This window comes from Bacillus mesophilus (genome assembly GCF_011008845.1).
GTDB classification, from domain to species: domain Bacteria; phylum Bacillota; class Bacilli; order Bacillales; family SA4; genus Bacillus_BS; species Bacillus_BS mesophilus.
This window is the reverse complement of the sequence record NZ_JAAIWM010000001.1, coordinates 147,418-166,452: the sequence shown is the minus strand read 5'-3', so window position 1 is coordinate 166,452 and position 19,035 is coordinate 147,418. Positions and strand designations below refer to the sequence as shown.

21 protein-coding genes are annotated in these 19,035 nt (G+C 37.7%); all 21 read left to right on the top strand.

The window, feature by feature from the left end:
* The first annotated feature begins 201 nt into the window (after positions 1 to 201).
* Positions 202 to 777: a transcription factor FapR gene (gene fapR, locus G4D63_RS00830; RefSeq protein WP_163176740.1), complete on the top strand. Its 576-nt coding sequence runs from the start codon at positions 202 to 204 to the stop codon at positions 775 to 777.
* Between the two features lie 28 nt (positions 778 to 805).
* Positions 806 to 1,792, top strand: coding sequence for a phosphate acyltransferase PlsX (gene plsX, locus G4D63_RS00825; protein WP_163176738.1), 987 nt, complete (start codon positions 806 to 808; stop codon positions 1,790 to 1,792).
* 34 nt (positions 1,793 to 1,826) lie between these two features.
* Positions 1,827 to 2,771, top strand: coding sequence for an ACP S-malonyltransferase (fabD, locus tag G4D63_RS00820; protein ID WP_163176736.1), 945 nt, complete (start codon positions 1,827 to 1,829; stop codon positions 2,769 to 2,771).
* The gene (gene fabG / locus G4D63_RS00815; RefSeq protein ID WP_163176734.1) at positions 2,771 to 3,511 is read left to right on the top strand and encodes a 3-oxoacyl-[acyl-carrier-protein] reductase; all 741 of its coding nucleotides are present in this window, start codon (positions 2,771 to 2,773) and stop codon (positions 3,509 to 3,511) included. Before fabD ends, fabG begins: the two co-directional genes overlap by 1 nt.
* A 65-nt stretch (positions 3,512 to 3,576) precedes the next feature.
* Complete coding sequence (acpP, locus tag G4D63_RS00810; protein WP_163176732.1) at positions 3,577 to 3,810, top strand: acyl carrier protein; 234 nt, start codon at positions 3,577 to 3,579, stop codon at positions 3,808 to 3,810.
* A 113-nt stretch (positions 3,811 to 3,923) separates the two neighbouring features.
* On the top strand, positions 3,924 to 4,667 hold the full coding sequence (rnc, locus tag G4D63_RS00805) for a ribonuclease III (protein ID WP_163176730.1): 744 nt from the start codon (positions 3,924 to 3,926) through the stop codon (positions 4,665 to 4,667).
* Between the two features lie 328 nt (positions 4,668 to 4,995).
* A complete protein-coding gene (gene smc / locus G4D63_RS00800; RefSeq protein ID WP_163176728.1) occupies positions 4,996 to 8,562 on the top strand; it encodes a chromosome segregation protein SMC in 3,567 nt (1,188 codons plus the stop codon).
* A gap of 26 nt (positions 8,563 to 8,588) precedes the next feature.
* Positions 8,589 to 9,590, top strand: coding sequence for a signal recognition particle-docking protein FtsY (gene ftsY / locus G4D63_RS00795; protein ID WP_163176726.1), 1,002 nt, complete (start codon positions 8,589 to 8,591; stop codon positions 9,588 to 9,590).
* 201 nt (positions 9,591 to 9,791) lie between these two features.
* Positions 9,792 to 10,091 (top strand): putative DNA-binding protein, encoded by a 300-nt coding sequence (locus tag G4D63_RS00790; protein WP_420837794.1) that lies wholly within the window; start codon positions 9,792 to 9,794, stop codon positions 10,089 to 10,091.
* A 13-nt stretch (positions 10,092 to 10,104) separates the two neighbouring features.
* Positions 10,105 to 11,448: a signal recognition particle protein gene (gene ffh, locus G4D63_RS00785; RefSeq protein ID WP_163176723.1), complete on the top strand. Its 1,344-nt coding sequence runs from the start codon at positions 10,105 to 10,107 to the stop codon at positions 11,446 to 11,448.
* Positions 11,449 to 11,625: 177 nt separating this feature from the next.
* Complete coding sequence (gene rpsP / locus G4D63_RS00780) at positions 11,626 to 11,898, top strand: 30S ribosomal protein S16 (protein ID WP_163176721.1); 273 nt, start codon at positions 11,626 to 11,628, stop codon at positions 11,896 to 11,898.
* A gap of 14 nt (positions 11,899 to 11,912) precedes the next feature.
* Positions 11,913 to 12,143: a KH domain-containing protein gene (locus G4D63_RS00775; protein ID WP_163176719.1), complete on the top strand. Its 231-nt coding sequence runs from the start codon at positions 11,913 to 11,915 to the stop codon at positions 12,141 to 12,143.
* Positions 12,144 to 12,338: 195 nt separating this feature from the next.
* Positions 12,339 to 12,716, top strand: a complete 378-nt coding sequence (locus G4D63_RS00770; protein WP_163176717.1) for a YlqD family protein — start codon at positions 12,339 to 12,341, stop codon at positions 12,714 to 12,716.
* A gap of 12 nt (positions 12,717 to 12,728) precedes the next feature.
* Positions 12,729 to 13,247, top strand: a complete 519-nt coding sequence (gene rimM / locus G4D63_RS00765; protein WP_163176715.1) for a ribosome maturation factor RimM — start codon at positions 12,729 to 12,731, stop codon at positions 13,245 to 13,247.
* Entirely contained in the window at positions 13,247 to 13,984 is a 738-nt protein-coding gene (gene trmD / locus G4D63_RS00760; RefSeq protein ID WP_163176713.1) for a tRNA (guanosine(37)-N1)-methyltransferase TrmD, read from the top strand. The genes rimM and trmD overlap by 1 nt, the downstream gene beginning before the upstream one ends.
* A 139-nt stretch (positions 13,985 to 14,123) precedes the next feature.
* The gene (rplS, locus tag G4D63_RS00755; RefSeq protein ID WP_163176711.1) at positions 14,124 to 14,468 is read left to right on the top strand and encodes a 50S ribosomal protein L19; all 345 of its coding nucleotides are present in this window, start codon (positions 14,124 to 14,126) and stop codon (positions 14,466 to 14,468) included.
* A 164-nt stretch (positions 14,469 to 14,632) separates the two neighbouring features.
* Positions 14,633 to 15,184 carry a signal peptidase I gene (gene lepB / locus G4D63_RS00750; protein WP_163176709.1) on the top strand — a complete coding sequence of 184 codons (552 nt, stop codon included), beginning with the start codon at positions 14,633 to 14,635 and terminating at the stop codon, positions 15,182 to 15,184.
* 118 nt (positions 15,185 to 15,302) lie between these two features.
* Complete coding sequence (gene ylqF / locus G4D63_RS00745; protein ID WP_163176707.1) at positions 15,303 to 16,163, top strand: ribosome biogenesis GTPase YlqF; 861 nt, start codon at positions 15,303 to 15,305, stop codon at positions 16,161 to 16,163.
* 73 nt (positions 16,164 to 16,236) lie between these two features.
* The gene (locus G4D63_RS00740) at positions 16,237 to 17,013 is read left to right on the top strand and encodes a ribonuclease HII (protein WP_163176705.1); all 777 of its coding nucleotides are present in this window, start codon (positions 16,237 to 16,239) and stop codon (positions 17,011 to 17,013) included.
* Between the two features lie 12 nt (positions 17,014 to 17,025).
* The gene (locus G4D63_RS00735) at positions 17,026 to 18,681 is read left to right on the top strand and encodes a hypothetical protein (RefSeq protein ID WP_163176703.1); all 1,656 of its coding nucleotides are present in this window, start codon (positions 17,026 to 17,028) and stop codon (positions 18,679 to 18,681) included.
* Complete coding sequence (locus G4D63_RS00730; protein ID WP_163176701.1) at positions 18,678 to 18,974, top strand: EscU/YscU/HrcU family type III secretion system export apparatus switch protein; 297 nt, start codon at positions 18,678 to 18,680, stop codon at positions 18,972 to 18,974. The genes G4D63_RS00735 and G4D63_RS00730 overlap by 4 nt, the downstream gene beginning before the upstream one ends.
* Positions 18,975 to 19,035 lie beyond the last annotated feature (61 nt).

The following is a 19,035-nucleotide window of genomic DNA, read 5'->3' as shown; positions in this document are numbered from 1 at the left end:
GGGTCTATGTCTAGCTCAAGCGCCCAGCCCCTCGAGGGAAAAAGGAAATACATTCTTCCAGGAACATTTGCTTGTCGGGGCTTAGCAGGGCGCTTGCGCTTTTCAAAGAGGAGTAGAATGCTAGAGAAATGGTTGCATTCTACTCCTCTTAATTATATACTACTGTTAGTACCTAGTCATAATAGTTTGAAAGGTGTCACTATGAGAAAAAATAAACAAGAGAGACAGCGGCTTCTTCTGGAAACGATTGGAGAAAATCCATTTACAACAGATGAGGAATTAGCCGAAAAGTTTTCGGTAAGTATTCAGACCATTCGATTGGACAGACTGGAACTTTCTATTCCGGAACTCCGAGAACGAATAAAGAATGTGGCTGAGAAACAGCTTGTTAAAGAAGTGCGCTCATTGCCAATTGAAGAAGTAATTGGAGAAATAATAGATTTTGAACTAGATCACTCTGCCATTTCAATCTTTGATGTGAAGGAAGAGCATGTATTTAGACGAAATAGAATTGCAAGAGGTCATCATCTTTTTGCACAGGCTAATTCTTTAGCTGTTGCAGTAATCAATGACGAGTTAGCATTAACTGCTAAGGCAAATATACGTTTTACGAGGCAGGTAAAAGCTGGAGAACGAGTAGTTGCAAAAGCAAAGGTGACTTCAGTTGGAAAAGAAAAGGATCGCACTATAGTTGATGTTTTGAGTTTTGTCGGTAATGAGATGGTCTTTTCCGGGGAATTTCATATGTTCAGATCAAGTATAGGTGAGCAAGAATGAGGACTTATCCTGAAAAGGAGAGGAAGAAATGAGAATTGCGATTGATGCAATGGGGGGCGACAATGCTCCTGATGAAATTGTAAAAGGTGCCTTACAGGCTATTCAAAAATACTCTGATATTTCGATTACTTTAGTGGGTGATGAAAAAAGGATCGCACCCTTACTTACCTCAAAGGACCGAATAACAATTATACATACAGAGGAAGTAATCGAGGCGACAGATGAGCCGGTGCGCGCAGTAAAAAGAAAGAAAAATGCATCAATGGTCTTAATGGCAAAAGAAGTTAGCGAGGGTAGAGCTGATGCTTGTATTTCTGCTGGAAATACAGGTGCACTAATGACAGCAGGACTGTTTGTGGTTGGACGTATTGAGGGGATTGATCGTCCAGCATTGTCACCAACCCTACCGACCCTAAATGGAGAAGGTTTCTTATTCCTTGATGTAGGTGCTAATGCAGATGCTAAACCAGAGCATTTACTGCAATATGCGATTATGGGTTCAATCTATGCTGAAAAAGTTAGAGGAAAGAAAAACCCTCGTATTGGTCTGTTAAATGTAGGTACAGAAGATAAGAAGGGCAATGAATTAACTAGAACAGCCTATAAGTTAATTGCTGATTCGGATCTTAACTTTGTTGGGAACGTAGAGGCACGTGATTTGATGGAGGGCCTAGCTGATGTTGTTGTAACAGATGGATTTACAGGGAATATTGCCTTAAAAACCCTCGAAGGAACAGCATTATCTGTGTTTACAATGCTAAAGGGTGCCTTAACTAGTAGTACAACAGCTAAGCTTGCAGCAGCTGTCCTTAAACCGAAGCTCAAAGAGTTAAAACAAACTATGGATTATTCTGACTATGGTGGTGCAGGTCTGTTTGGGCTTAAGGCTCCAGTAATTAAAGCTCATGGTTCATCCAATGCAAATGCTATGTTCCACGCTATTAGGCAGACAAGAGAAATCCTTGATAATAAGGTTACAGAAATCTTTATTTCTGCATTTGAGAATAGAAAATAGATAATAGATTTCAAAGTTGGGGAGGAGAATCAAATTGAGTAAAATCGCCTTTATCTTTCCTGGACAAGGTTCCCAAACCGTTGGGATGGGGAGTCAATTAGCAGTACTCTATCCTGAGGTTCAAGCAATATTTAATAAAGCAGATGAGAAATTAGGAGTTTCCTTATCATCTATCATTTTTGAAGGACCTCAAGAACAGCTTACATTAACCGTTAACACCCAACCCGCTCTGCTAACAACAAGTATCGCAATCTATGAGAAGTTCAAACAATCTGGAATCATTCCTGATTATGTCGCTGGTCACAGTCTAGGTGAATACACAGCCCTAGTTGCTGCTGAGAGTATCTCCTTTGAAGATGGTGTATTTGCGGTAAGAAAGCGCGGAGAATATATGGAGGAAGCAGTTCCTGCTGGCTTAGGAGCAATGGCGGCAGTTTTGGGAATGGACGCTTCTCAACTTGAAGAGGTAACTACTTCAGTTACCAATGATGGAAATCCCGTACAATTAGCTAATCTAAATTGTCCAGGACAAATTGTGATCTCAGGCTCTGCAAGGGGAGTAGAACTTGCATCGGCACTTGCTAAAGAGAAGGGTGCTAAAAGGGTAATACCTCTAGAGGTAAGTGGACCGTTCCATTCTTCACTTATGAAACCAGCGGCTGAAAAATTAAACGACACTTTGAATTCTATTTCAATCAATGAAGCTAAAGTCCCTGTAGTTGCAAATGTAAACGCACTACCAATTACACAAGCAGAAGAAATTAAGGTTAAGCTGGTAGAACAGTTATATTCTCCTGTTAGATGGCAGCAATCCGTTGAGAAAATGGTAGAACTAGGTGTGGACACTTTTGTTGAAGTAGGACCAGGTAAAGTGTTATCAGGATTAGTGAAAAAGGTAGATCGTTCTCTAAAAACCTTTGCAGTTTATGATGAGGAGTCATTAACAACTACGATCCAATCACTTAAGGGGGAGAAATAATGTTCGAAGGCAAAGTTGCATTAGTAACAGGTGCATCCAGAGGAATTGGAAAAGCAATTGCTCTAGAACTAGCAGCTAAGGGAGCATCTGTTGCGGTTAATTATGCTGGTAGTGAGGCAAAGGCTAATGAGGTAGTAGATGAAATAAAGGCTCTTGGAAGAGAGGCTATTGCTATTCAAGCTGATGTTTCTAGTAGCGAAGCTGTAAGTGAAATGATTAAAAAAGTGATCGATACGTTTGGAAGTCTAGATATTCTTGTCAATAATGCAGGTATTACCCGTGATAATTTATTAATGAGAATGAAAGAGGAAGAATGGGATACAGTCATTAATACTAACCTTAAGGGTGTGTATCAATGTACGAAAGCTGTTACTCGTCAAATGATGAAACAAAGAAGTGGTAAGATCATTAACATTGCTTCTATTGTTGGAGTTAGTGGCAATGCTGGTCAAGCAAACTATGTAGCTGCTAAAGCTGGTGTTATTGGTCTAACTAAAACAGTAGCAAAGGAATTATCAAGTCGTAGCATCAATGTCAATGCTATTGCTCCAGGGTTTATAACAACTGATATGACAGATGAGCTTCCTGAAGAGGTAAAGACGGAAATGTTAAAGCAAATCCCACTATCTAGATTTGGGGAACCGGGGGACATTGCAAAGGTTGTTTCGTTCTTAGCATCTGAGGATAGCAAATACATGACTGGGCAAACTTTGCATGTTGATGGCGGAATGGTCATGTAATATTGGAAGAGACTAGTAATTTTTACTAGGATTGACTATAATACTTTGAGGGGAGGTGAATTTCAATGGCAGACGTTTTAGAACGTGTAACAAAGATTGTTGTGGATCGTCTTGGAGTAGATGAGGCTGAAGTTAAGGTCGAAGCTAAATTCAAGGATGATTTAGGAGCAGATTCCCTAGACGTAGTTGAACTTGTAATGGAATTAGAGGACGAGTTTGATATGGAAATCTCTGATGAGGATGCTGAAAAGATTGTAACAGTAGGAGATGCTGTTAATTACATACAAGCAAGTCTATAATAGACTCTTTTTACTCTCTATCAAAGATTTTGGCATGTTAGGTCCCGTATTCCATACGGGACTTTCTTGCCTTTTTACAGTCAGAAGGTTAAGTTTGAAATGCAGACGGCATAATGCCCTGGAGGAAAGTTTTCATGAAATCAACGAATAGAAAGTCATTTACAGCACAAAAAATAGCATTTCGAGCATTTCAAGAGAAAATCGAATTGGAATTTCAAAATGAGAAGCTATTGTATCAGGCTTTTACCCATTCATCTTATGTGAATGAGCATCGTAGGAGGCCGTTTGAAGACAACGAACGACTTGAATTTTTAGGAGATGCTGTTCTAGAATTAACAATTTCTAAATATTTATTTGAAACATATCCAACAATGAGTGAGGGAGAGTTAACAAAGCTCCGTGCGTCAATTGTATGTGAACCCTCCCTTGTTAGATTTGCAAATGATCTAAACTTCGGTGAATTGATTCTACTAGGCAAAGGGGAAGAACTTACTGGAGGACGTGCTCGTCCAGCTCTTTTAGCTGATGTATTTGAAGCTTTTATTGGAGCTTTATACTTAGATCAGGGTATTAATCAAGTATGGAATTTTCTAGAAAAGGTCATTTTTCCTAAGATAAAAAAGGGTGCTTTTTCTCATGTGATGGATTTTAAGAGTCAGTTACAGGAACTCATTCAACGTGACGGTAGTGGAATAATCGAATACAAGGTTTTACAGGAAAAAGGACCTGCTCATAATCGAGTATTTGAATCCCGTGTTTATTTAAATGGTGAAACACTGGGAACTGGTGTTGGAAAATCAAAAAAAGAGGCTGAACAACAAGCTGCTCAGATGGCTTTAGAAACATTAAAAAAGTAATCAAATAACGGATAGTTTATTAAAGCTTCTTGTGAAGAATGGTGTTGTTTCCTTTAGTGTTGATCTGAATTGTTAGCATCTCACTTTCGCAACAAACACCATCTAGTACTACAGAAGAATAAACAATGAAATGCAATAAAAGGAATCCCTTGAAAATAGGGGATTCCTTCTTCATTTTATGGTAAAATCAATCAGTATATATTTAAAATAATAGCTATTTGAAAAAGGTGTGTTGGATTTTAAGTAGGGCAGTTGTATTTGAAAAACAATCGATCACTAGAAGTGACGTGTTAAAAACAATCAAGATCATTTTGTAGGAGGGGAATAAATGTTCCTCAAACGTTTAGATATAGTAGGGTTCAAGTCTTTTGCAGAACGTGTATCAGTTGATTTTGTTCCGGGAGTTACTGCTGTCGTAGGACCAAATGGTAGTGGGAAAAGTAATATCACCGATGCAATTAGATGGGTACTTGGAGAGCAGTCGGCAAAATCACTTCGTGGTGCAAAGATGGAGGATATTATTTTTGCAGGCAGTGATTCTAGAAAATCACTTAACGTAGCAGAAGTCACATTAACTTTAGATAATGAGGATCAGTTTCTACCGATTGATTATCATGAGGTTAGCGTAACAAGAAGAGTATTTCGTTCTGGAGAGTCTGAGTTTCAAATTAATAAACAGACTTGTCGCTTGAAGGATATTGTTGATTTATTTATGGATTCTGGTCTCGGTAGAGAAGCTTTTTCCATTATCTCACAAGGTAAGGTCGAAGAGATCTTAAGTAGTAAAGCTGAAGAAAGACGAACTATTTTTGAAGAAGCGGCAGGGGTATTAAAATATAAAACTCGTAAAAAGAAAGCAGAAAGTAAACTAGCTGATGCACAGGATAATTTAAATCGGGTAGAAGATATACTTCATGAGCTTGAGAACCAGTTAGAGCCATTAAAGATTCAGTCTTCCATTGCAAAGGATTATCTGGAAAAAAAGGACGAGCTAGAAAAATTTGAAGTTGCCTTAACTGTGTATGAGATAGAAGATCTTCATAACAAGTGGAAGACCTTATTAGAGCAATTAGAAGAGCATAAGGATCAAGAGCTAAAGCTTGCCTCAGTCATTCAACGTGAAGAGGCCCAGGTCGAAAATATTCGAAATGATATTCGAGATTTTGATGAATCAATCTCACAGCTTCAAGAAGTACTCTTACTAACTACTGGAGAATTAGAAAAGCTTGAGGGACAGAAGGAAGTCTTAAAAGAAAGAAAAAAGAATGCTTCTCAAAACAGAGGACAGCTTGAAAAAACGGTCCAAGAAAATGAGATAAAAGTTAGTCGTTATAAAGAATTGTTAATAACTGAAAACCAACGTCTTCAAACATTAAAAGAGGTCGTTAAAGAATTAACAACAGAACTCTCTATGAATGAAAAGCAATATGGTTCTTATAATGAAAACATGGAAGAGCAGCTTGAGAATATAAAAAGTGATTATATTGAGCATTTAAATGAACAGGCCTCCAAACGGAATGAATTGTCACATATATCTGAGCAAATTAATCAGCAAAAGGTAAAAAACGAACGCCTTGACCAATCAAACGAAAAATATGTTCTCCTTCGTGCTGATTTACTAGAGCGAAAAGCTGGGTTGAGTCGTCAACTAGAAACTCAACAAGAAGAGTTAAACGAACACATCGATGAGTATCGAAAGCTTCAAGCGAAAATTGAGAAGATGAAGGAAGATTACCAGAAGAAAGAATCAATGCTGTACCAGAGTTATCAAGTTCTGCAGCAAACGAAATCTAGAAAAGAAACGTTAGAAGAGATGCAAGAGGACTACTCTGGGTTCTTCCAAGGAGTTAAAGAGGTGCTTAAGGCTCGTAATCATAAGCTTGAAGGAATTGACGGGGCGATTGCAGAACTAATTTCTGTACCTAAAGATTACGAAACCGCACTAGAAATTGCACTCGGGGCTTCTATGCAGCACATTGTTGTTGATCATGAAACAAATGCTCGTAAGGCTATTCAGTTTTTAAAGCAAAATCATTATGGACGAGCAACGTTTTTACCTTTATCTGTTATTTCTGGAAAAAAAGTACCTGAGGATCAACTGAGAAAACTTCAATCACACGATGCCTTCGTTGGCGTTGCGGTTGACTTAATCACATATCAGGGCAAGCATGAAAATGTAATTAGTAGTTTGTTAGGTAATGTTATTATTACAAAAGACCTCAAAGGTGCGAATGAAATTGCTAGATTAATTAATTACCGTTACCGACTAGTTACCCTCGATGGCGATGTTGTAAGTCCGGGTGGGGCAATGACTGGGGGAGCAGTAAAGCAAAAATCAAATTCACTGTTGGGTAGACAGCGAGAACTAGAACAACTAACGAGTAGATTAGAAGATATACAGGAAAAAACGATAAAACTTGAAGAGTATGTAAAGAGCTTAAAAAAGACCATACTAGACGATGAAGCTTTATTAAACGAGCAAAGAGCTAGTGGTGAAGAACTTCGTTTTAAAGAGCAGGGATTAAAATCAAGCATTCGTGAGGTAGAGGTTGAGGAAAAGAGTTTAAATGAAAGATTATCTATGTATGATCACGAAAAGGAAATGTTCCTAGCAGACCGAGACCAAATGCTTGCGCGTAAAACAGTCTTGGAATCTGAGCTTAATGATCTTGTAGGAAAAATTGCTGCTTTAGACGAAGATATTAAGCAACTAACAGAGCAAAAGGCTAAACAACAGGCATCAAGAGAAACTCTTCAAAGCGATATCACTAATATTAGAATTCAGCTTGCAGAGAGAAAACAAGAGCTTATGAACCAACAAGAAAAAACAGATCGTTTTCAACAGGAGCTTAATGAAACAGATCAGTTGCTTCAAATTACCAAGGAAGATTTAGCCTTACTCTCAAGTGAGATGACATCAACTGATTCAGGGGAAGAACAGCTCGATCGATTAGCCAAGCAAAAGCTTCTTGATAAAAATGATACGTTACAGCTCATTTCCTCAAGACGTGAAGAGCGGCTTCAATTGCAGACCAAAATAGAGGATATCGAAAATGAGTTAAAGGAAATTAGGCGACAGTATAAGCAACTAGTAGAAGCGGTGAAAGATGAGGAAGTAAAAAGTAATCGACTAGATGTGGAACTTGAAAATCGTTTAACGCACCTTCGTGAAGAGTACATGCTTACCTTTGAGGCAGCTAAGGACAAATATCCACTAACGGTTGATAGTCAAGAAGCAAGGACAAAGGTAAAGCTCATTAAACTAGCCATTGAAGAGCTAGGATCTGTTAACATGGGAGCAATCGAAGAATATGAGAGAGTTTCAGAACGACATCATTTCCTACTAGAACAGAAAAATGACTTAGTAGAAGCGAAGGATACGTTATATAGAGTTATAGGGGAAATGGATGAAGAAATGAAAAAACGCTTTGAGACTACCTTCTCAGCCATACGTTCTCATTTTGAGGGGGTATTTAAATCTCTATTTGGAGGCGGAAGAGCTGATCTACGGCTCACTAATCCAGAAGATCTATTAAATACAGGTGTTGACATAGTAGCGCAGCCACCGGGCAAAAAACTTACAAACTTAGGTCTTTTATCAGGAGGAGAACGAGCACTTACAGCGATTGCCTTATTGTTTTCTATTTTAAAAGTAAGGCCAGTTCCATTCTGTGTATTAGATGAAGTGGAAGCAGCCTTGGATGATGCAAATGTACATCGATTTGGACTGTATTTAAAGAAGTTTAGCCAAGAAACACAATTTATTGTGATAACACACCGTAAAGGAACAATGGAAGAAAGTGATGTCTTATACGGTGTAACTATGCAAGAATCTGGAGTCTCAAAGCTAGTATCAGTAAGACTTGAAGACTCTAAGGAATTGGTGGGTATCTAGTAAATAGAGGGAAATGAGGGTATTAAATGAGCTTCTTTAAAAAGCTAAAGGAAAGTATTTCAAATCAAACAACTTCAGTAACTGAAAAGTTCAAAGAAGGTTTAACGAAAACACGTGATTCGTTTGCTGGTCGTGTAAATGACTTAGTATACCGTTATCGTAAAGTGGATGAAGACTTTTTCGAAGAACTCGAGGAAATATTAATTTCAGCTGATGTCGGGGTATCGACTGTGATGGAGCTTATTGATGAACTTAAGGATGAAGTCAAGAAGCGTAATATTCAGGATCCACGTGATATGCATTCAGTCATTTCAGAAAAGCTTGTTGAGATCTATCAAGGCGATTTTGATGAAGAAAATAGCTTGAATTTACAGGAGACTGGATTAACGGTTGTGTTAGTAGTTGGAGTTAATGGAGTCGGAAAAACTACCTCTATTGGAAAGCTTGCTCATAAACTGAAGCAAGACGGAAAATCTGTCTTATTAGCTGCAGGGGATACGTTTAGAGCGGGTGCTATCGATCAATTAGAGGTTTGGGGAGAACGAGTAGGAGTATCTGTTATTAAACAATCTGAGGGTTCTGACCCAGCTGCTGTAGTATATGATGCATTGCAAGCTGCTAAATCACGTCAGGTGGATGTACTACTTTGTGATACGGCTGGTCGTTTACAGAACAAAGTTAACCTTATGAAGGAGCTTGAAAAAGTTAAACGTGTCATCGAACGTGAAGTTCCTGGTGCACCACACGAAGTACTATTAGTTTTAGATGCTACAACTGGACAAAATGCAATGAGTCAGGCTAAAACGTTCACTCAAGCAACTGATGTCACAGGAATTGTGTTAACTAAACTAGACGGGACAGCAAAGGGGGGAATTGTACTAGCAATTCGTAATGAATTGAACACTCCTGTTAAGTTCGTGGGCTTAGGAGAGAAAATGGATGACCTCCAAGAATTTGACCCAGAACAGTTCGTATTTGGTCTATTTAGTGACATGCTTGAGGAAGCTGAAGAAAGAAAAGAAGATTAGTTTGACAAAGTAAGATAAGGCTGAAGCGGACCTCACTTTTGAGGAGGTTGCTCTTAACGGAAATTCCATTTGGGGCACTTCAGTTTTTCTTTTAGTCAAGTGTTATTTCTTGACAGTCTTTGGCTAGTGATGTAAGATGATGTGTTGTAAAGTTGTTTCACTTGATGAGGGGGGATTCTTTTGCTTGAAAAAACAACAAGAATGAATCTACTATTTGATTTTTATCAGTCACTACTAACTCCAAAACAACGGAGCTATATGGTGTTATATTACCTAGATGACTACTCCTTAGGTGAAATTGCTGAAGAATATCAAGTTAGTCGCCAAGCAGTCTATGATAATATAAAACGGACTGAAGCTATGCTTGAAGAGTATGAGAATAAACTACACTTACTCGAGAAATTTCAAAAAAGGCAAATTATTATTAAACAAATTAAAAATGAAACACTTGATTTGGAACAGGTAAGAACGCTAATAGATGAACTTGATCAATTAGATTAGGGGGAGGCAAGCGATGGCATTTGAAGGATTAGCCGACCGATTACAAGGTACCATTCAAAAGATTAAAGGGAAAGGGAAGGTAACAGAAGCTGACGTAAAGGAAATGATGCGAGAAGTTCGACTTGCATTACTAGAAGCTGATGTTAACTTCAAAGTTGTAAAAGAGTTTGTTAAAAAGGTGTCCGAGCGTTCTGTTGGCCAGGAGGTTATGAAAAGCTTAACCCCAGGACAACAGATCATTAAAGTTGTTCAAGAAGAGCTAACCGCTCTAATGGGTGGCGAGCAAAGTAAAATTGCTGTTTCTAATCGCCCACCAACAGTCGTCATGATGGTTGGGTTACAAGGTGCTGGTAAGACAACAACCACTGGTAAGCTCGCTAACCTGCTTCGAAAGAAATATAATAAAAACCCTATGCTGGTGGCAGCTGATATTTATCGACCTGCTGCAATTAAACAGCTTGAAACATTAGGTAAGCAATTAAGTATGCCGGTTTTCTCGTTAGGAGATCAGGTGAGCCCTGTTGAAATTGCGAGACAAGCTATTGAACATGCGAAAAAAGAACACTATGACTATGTGTTAATTGATACAGCTGGTCGACTACATGTTGATGAAAATCTAATGAATGAGCTTAAAGAAGTAAAAGAACTTGCAAAGCCAGACGAGATTTTCTTAGTTGTTGATGCGATGACAGGTCAAGATGCTGTAAATGTTGCAGAAAGCTTTAATGAGCAGCTAGATATTACAGGAGTTGTTTTAACCAAACTTGATGGTGATACACGTGGTGGGGCAGCGTTGTCTGTTAAGGCAGTGACCAATACACCTATTAAGTTCGTCGGACTAGGAGAAAAGATGGATGCGATTGAAGCGTTTCATCCTGAAAGAATGGCTTCCCGTATATTAGGTATGGGAGATGTGCTTACCCTTATTGAGAAAGCGCAGGCCTCTGTGGATGAAGAAAAAGCAAAAGAGCTTGAGCAGAAAATGCGAACCATGTCTTTCACTTTTGATGATTTCCTAGAACAACTCGCACAAGTAAGAAGCATGGGTCCATTAGATGAGCTTCTTGGAATGCTACCAGGAGCAAACAAAATGAAGGGCCTAAAAAATGTACAGGTTGATGAAAAGCAAATTGGTCATGTAGAGGCAATTATAAAATCCATGACTAAGAAGGAAAAGGTTCAACCTGAAATCATTAATGCTAGTCGTAAAAAAAGAATTGCCAAAGGAAGCGGAACTTCTGTTCAGGAAGTTAACCGTCTACTTAAGCAATTCGAAGATATGAAAAAAATGATGAAACAAATGTCTAATATGCAAAAAGGGAAGAAAAAAGGTGGCTTTAAACTTCCTTTTATGTAAGTTCTATTCGATCTTTTGCTTTGAAAATGCCTTATATCACAAGAAATTTTCAGGGTGTTAAGAAAAAATACTTTACAAACAATTTTCTTCTTGGTATGATATATTTTGTTGTTATATTAGGATATAGATTTATCCAACATTTAATTATTATATAAAATTTCGGAGGTGCTATATAAAATGGCAGTTAAAATTCGTTTAAAGCGCATGGGTTCAAAGAAAAATCCTTTTTATCGTGTAGTAGTTGCAGACTCTCGTTCACCACGTGATGGTCGTCTAATTGAAGAAATTGGTACTTACAATCCAGTTGCTGCTCCAGCATTAGTTGACATTAATGAAGAGTTAGCTCTTAAGTGGTTATCAAATGGTGCTAAGCCATCTGATACAGTTCGTAACCTTTTCTCTAAGCAAGGGATCATGGAAAAGTTCCACATCGCAAGAAACAGTAAGTAATGAGCGTGGCTCAAATGAAAGAATTAATTGAAACGATTGTTAAGCCTTTAGTGGATTATCCAGAAGCGGTTGTTATTCAAGAGGTTGAAGACAACCAGCATATCACTTATAAACTAACTGTTCATAAAGATGATGTCGGTAAAATAATTGGTAAAAATGGACGAGTTGCTAAAGCCATTCGTACAGTCATTTATTCTTCTGCGTCTTCTAAGAGTAATAAGCGCATACATCTAGATATTCAGTAAGAAGCTTCGTTTCATTGTGGATGCGTACTTCGCTGAAACTTAATTCAACTAGAAATACTTCTAAAAGGGTGAGGACTTTCCTCTCCCTTTTTTTTGTAAGACTACCTTAATTACCTTTTGTGACATCATCTGGGGGTAAAGTTTCTATTCACATCAAGATACGAAAACAGCCTTTAAATAGAGGGGGAAGTTAACTTGAAAGTCATTCAAACTGTTATTGTGAAACAAGTCTTAACCGAAAAAAGTAGGCAAGAGCTGCAAAAACAATTTTCCTCACAGCGATTGCAATTACAAAAAGAATGTGACCAGTTACGATTTGAACAGAAAAGAATGGAATTAAACAAGAAATCACTTCCTTCACAAATACAAACATATGAGAATGAGATGGATACTAGAAAGGAAAAAATAAGGAATCTAGATTTTAGATTAGAACAATTACATATGCTACCATTAGGTAGTGAAATCAAACAACAGGAAATACAGGCAATCATTGATGTGGGAATTGGTGATCAATGGAATGGCCATGACCAAGTAATTATTATTGAAGACGGAAAAATAGTAGACATAAGATAGAGGTGACAAGATTTGAGTAAATGGTTCAATGTCGGAAAAATTGTAAATACCCATGGTATAAGAGGTGAAGTTAGAGTAATCTCAACTACTGATTTTCCTGAAGAACGCTATGCTATTGGAAATTCATTATTTATCTTTTTACAAAATGAAAAGGAACCAATTGAAGTAAAGGTATCTGGGCATCGTGTTCACAAGAATTTTAATCTACTAACATTTGAAGGCTATAGCAATGTAAATCATGTTGAGCGCTTCAAAGGTGCGTTGGTAAAGATTCCTGAGGCACAGCAGGGTAAGTTAGATGAAGGTGAATTTTATTATCATGAAATTATCGGATGTTCGGTTGAAACGGTGGATGGAGAGAATCTTGGAAAAATTAAAGAGATTCTTTCCACAGGAGCGAATGATGTATGGGTCATTCAACGTAATGGAGTGAAGGATGCACTAATTCCTTACATAAAGGATGTTGTTCAAAAGATTGATGTTGATAATAAGCTGATTATCATTCAACCTATGGAAGGGTTACTTTCTTAATGAAGATCAATATTCTAACTTTATTTCCTGAGATGTTCACAGGGGTGTTGCAGCATTCGATGATGAAAATTGCACAGGAAAAAGAAGCAGTTGATATCTCGGTTATTAATTTTCGTGATTATTCAAGTAATAAGCATAAAAACGTTGACGACTACCCGTACGGCGGTGGAGCTGGGATGGTTCTAACAGCTCAGCCAATTTTTGATGCTGTGGATCATTTAAAGGAACAGTCAAAAGGATCTCCGCGTGTCATTTTAATGTGTCCTCAAGGGGAACGTCTGAACCAAAAAAAGGCTGAGGAACTGGCTGAGGAAGATCACCTTATTTTCATTTGTGGACATTATGAAGGGTATGACGAAAGAATAAGAGAATACGTAGTTACTGATGAAATTTCGATTGGAGACTATGTGTTAACAGGTGGGGAGTTAGCGGCAATGGTGGTGGTAGATAGTGTAGTCCGCTTATTGCCAGATGTCCTTGGTAATGAAGTATCACATAAAAAGGATTCCTTTAGCACTGGATACTTAGAACATCCACAATATACAAGACCAGCAGAGTTCCGTGGATATAAGGTGCCGGATGTACTTATATCAGGAAATCATAAAAAGATTGAGGAATGGCGATCAAAGGAATCGCTAAGAAGAACACTTCAAAGAAGACCTGATTTAATTATTGAAGAACAGCTTTCAGATCAGCAAAAAAAATGGTTACATGAACTGCAAAAAGAGACAGACTAGCTATTGCAACACACTGTTCTGTATGGTATGATGTTTCTTGTGACTTAGGCTATAGTGCCGAAAAGTCTGTGATAACGGTGTTCCGCTGCAATGATTAAAAGCGTTGTAATGAGCATCTGTTCGGAAGGAGTTGAATACGATGCAAAAGTTAATCGAAGATATCACTAAAGACCAACTTAAATCTGATCTACCAGCTTTCCGTTCTGGGGACACTGTACGTGTACACGTAAAGGTTGTCGAAGGAACTCGTGAGCGTATCCAGATCTTTGAAGGTGTTGTGATTAAGCGTCGTGGTGGAGGAATCAGCGAAACATTCACAGTACGTAAGATCTCTTACGGTGTTGGTGTTGAACGTGCTTTCCCATTACACTCACCTAAAATTGCGCTAATCGAAGTAATTCGTCGTGGTAAAGTACGCCGTGCGAAATTATACTACTTACGCAATCTACGTGGTAAAGCCGCACGTATCAAAGAAATACGATAAGAAACAGACTTCCATCATTGTGGGTAAGCCCACAATGATGCGGAGTTTATCTTTAGGCTCAAATGTACATACATACATATTATGATATGATAGATAAGAGAGAAATGAGGAGCTTGATTGTCAAGCTCCTTTTTCAAACGATAAAAAGAGCTGGAGGATGAGTGATGACCCGTCAAAAAAGCGAAGTTTGGGAATGGATTAAAGCACTATTAATTGCTGTAGCATTAGCTGCAGGTATTCGCTACTTTCTTTTTGCTCCAATTGTTGTAGACGGCTTATCTATGATGCCAACCCTCCATGATGAAAATCGAATGGTCGTTAATAAGTTGAGCTATAATATAGGTGAACCTGAACGCTTTGATATCGTTGTGTTCCATGCACCAGAGCAAAAGGATTACATAAAAAGAGTGATCGGACTTCCAGGAGATCATGTAGAGTATAAGAATGATATATTATATATCAATGGTGAACCAATTGAGGAAGAATATTTAGAGGGTGCGAAAACAGAAATTATCGATGCTCCTTTAACCTATGATTTTGAGATTGAGCAATTGCTTGGAGAAAAGACTGTTCCAGAGGGACACATATTTGTTATGGGTGATAATCGACGACACAGTAAAGACAGTAGAGTAATTGGGTTTGTGCCAATGGAAAGCGTGATTGGTAAAACGAGTGCGGTATATTGGCCGCTGTCTGAGATTCGGTTGGTAGAATAGATAGAATCACCAAGGGAAGAGTTATCGCTCATCCCTTTCTTTTTTTGTAGTAACAATTTCAAACACATTTTGAATACTATTTGAGACATAATAAAAACTAATAGAAGGTGGTGAGGTCATGACAATACAATGGTTTCCAGGTCATATGGCGAAAGCACGTCGCCAGGTACAGGAAAAACTAAAACTGATTGATGTAGTTGTAGAATTAGCGGATGCTAGAATCCCTAACTCTTCAAGAAATCCAATGATAGATGAAATTGTTTCATCGAAGCCAAGACTCATGCTACTAAATAAGGCTGACCTAGCTGATGACAAGAAAACGAGTGAGTGGATTCACCATTTCCAAAGCAAAGGGATTAAAACTCTTGCTATTGATGCCCAATCTGGGAAAAACATGAAACAAATTGTAAGTGGCTGCCAGGAGCTAGTACATGAAAAATGGGAAAGAATGAGGGCTAAAGGTGTCAATCCTAGAGCAGTGCGTGTCCTAATAATAGGGATACCGAATGTTGGGAAGTCGACGCTTATTAATAAGCTTGCAAAGAAAAATATCGCTAAAACAGGTGATCGTCCCGGGGTTACTACTGCTCAACAATGGATTAAGGTAGGGAAAGAATTAGAGCTTCTTGATACACCAGGGATACTATGGCCAAAATTTGAGGATGAACTTGTCGGGCTTAGGCTTGCTACAACAGGAGCTATAAAGGATACTATCATTAATTTACAAGAAGTAGCTGTATATGCTTTGCGATTTTTGTCTGAACATTATCCTAATATGCTTAAAGAGAGATATGATCTTTCGGAGATTCCTGAGGAGATTGTTGAATTATTTGATGAAATAGGGAAGCGTAGAGGCTGTTTGATGGGCGGAGGACTTATTGATTATGATAAGACATCCGAGCTCGTATTAAGAGAAATTCGAGCTGGTAGACTTGGTGATTTAACGTTTGAATCTCCGAGTGATTGGATAGAAGAGTAAAGATCTGTTAAAAAACAGGTCTTTATTTTTTTTGTATACTTCCGATATATATAAATAGGGAGTGTGTTAGAGCATGAAACAGTACACAATCAATGAGATTACCTCAATTCTAAATAATCGTACCATTGATCAAAAGCTATTAAAAGAACTTAAAAAAGATTCCCGAAAAGGTGTAATAAAGCTAATTGATCAGTATGAAAAAGAGCAACAGGAGTTCCTATTACAAAAGAAACATTGGAAACAGATGACTACATATGAAAAAGAGCTTCATGGGTTAGGTTATAGTCTTGTGGCAGGTGTTGATGAAGTAGGAAGAGGACCATTAGCAGGACCGGTAGTGGCTTCAGCAGTTATTTTACCAAGACAAGTGGAGCTACTCGGAATTAATGACTCTAAGCAGCTGACAGATGCGAAAAAGGAATATTATTTTCAGTTAATACAGGATGTTGCCATTAGTATTGGAATCGGTTTTATTCACGCTCAAAAAATCGACGAAGTAAATATATATGAAGCTACAAAATTAGCTATGAAAGAAGCTATTACTCAGTTAAAACCTATGCCAGATTTTCTGTTAATTGATGCAATGAAACTTGAACTTGATATCAAGCAGAAATCAATCATCAAAGGTGACCAAAATAGCGCATCCATAGCTGCTAGTTCAATTATTGCAAAGGTGACTAGAGATAATTATATGAAAAAATTAGCTGAAGAATATCCACAGTATGGATTTCAAAATCACATGGGATATGGAACAAAACAACATCTAGAAGCTATATCATTAAATGGTATTATTTCCGAGCACCGTCGCTCCTTTGCCCCTATTAAAGAGGTTGCTAGTAGTAAAAGTTAGGAGAAGATTCATATGAACCCAACCCAAATCATTCACTCAATGTTGAATAGTGACCGAGTTCAACAAGCTTCAACTCTTTCAGTTAGACCTGGACAAATTATAAATGGAAAAGTGCAAAAGATTTTTCCAAACAATATTGCCATTGTTCAACTTGGAACGATGAGATTGCATGCTCAGGTTGAGGCGGCAATTGAATTGAATGAAAGATATTGGTTCGAAGCCAAGCATGATAAAAATGGAGAACTATATTTAAAGGTGATTGATCAGAAGATGGGTGGGCATCTTGTAGGCAAAGAATCTACTGTTTCTTTACTAGGTCAGTTTCAGCTTCCGGAAACAAAACTCAACAGACAACTATTACAGCTTTTACAATCAGTCAATTTATCGTTTACAAAAGAACAATTAACCAAAGCTGCACTTTGGCTTAATGAAACCAGTAATCCTACTAGTGGTCTAAAGGCAATTGAATGGATGTTACAAAAGGAACTTCCTTTTACCAACCAAACGTTTAAATCATTGGTTGCCTTTTTAAACCCAGCATCTATTTCTAGTCAACTAACTGATGTAAAGAATATGCTTAACAACGCAAGAATTCCATCTTCCGACTCAGTTGTCCAATTAAAAAGTTATTTATCGAGCATCCTAGAAGGAAGTTCACAGATGAACGGAAAGAAAGCTCTAGAGTTAACAATAGACCAGTGGCTCTCGCCAAAAGGATCTAAACAAACACAAGATGCAGCCTTTCGAATATTGCAATCACTACATGTAATTTCGAAATCTTTAACACAAGAAGAAGCGATATCTACTTTTCAGAAATTAGATCAACGACAAGTCGGCTCTGAGGCGGCAAGGCTGGACGTAAACACTCGTGCACAAATAACGAATGAAATCATAAAATCTCTGACAACAAGCCAAGTAAATAAACTTGAAAGTAGTCTTATCGGATTAGCAGGAAGTATATCTTCGGAAACGCCAACAGAAGATGCTCTACTTATTAAGCAATTAGTTAACTATAAGGGAACCTCCTTTGACAATGGACTCGAGGTTAAACAGCTTTTCAAGCAAATGGTTCAGTTGTTGGGATTAGAACATGAAAAAGAGTTTTCTGCTCTTATCAGAAATAATATTGAAAATCCAGAGAAGTTAGAGTCTCTTAAATCACTATTATTAACTGTGATGAATGAACTAGGCGCAACTGGTAAGGATCTAGAGCCACTTTTAAATCGAATTACTGGTTTACAGATTTTATCTCAAGAAGTAAATGGACCTCTTCAACAGTTGTATATGCAATTCCCTCTTTCGTTGGGAAGTAAACTTTCCGATGTAACACTACAATGGAGTGGACAGAAAAAAGAAAATGGCCAAATAGATCCAAACTTCTGTAGAATCTTATTTTACTTGGATTTAGAAAATATCAATGAAACAATCATTGATATGCAAGTTCAAAACAGAGTAATCAATATTTCGATTATAAATGATACAGATGGCTTGGAATCTAGCGTTGCTCCTAATCAAACTCTATTAAAAGAGCAACTTACTGCACTAAATTATGTCTTATCCTCTGTAAAAGTTAATAAATCTGCTGAAAAAGAACGTTTGCCACAGCCATTTGATGCAATAAATAGTCAACGTAAGCAGAGCTATCAGGGAGTTGACATTAAGATATGAAAAAAGAAAAGAATCTTCCTAAACGTAGAGAGGCGATAGCGCTATCTTATGATGCTCAAAAGAATGGTGCTCCTAAAATAGTGGCGAAGGGGAAGGGCATAGTTGCAGACAATATTATTCAGAGAGCAAAAGAAGGAAATGTTCCCATACAAGAGGACACCTCTTTAGTTGAATTATTAAGTCAATTGCAGATAAATGAATCCATACCAGAAGAACTGTACCAAGCTGTCGCTGAAGTGTTTGCATTTGTTTATAGAATGGATCAACAACAAAAATCTACTCATGAAGAGTAGATTTTTGTTGTTTGGTCTGAAAAGAGGTACCTAAAAACGACTTATAAAGTTATTTGAAAAT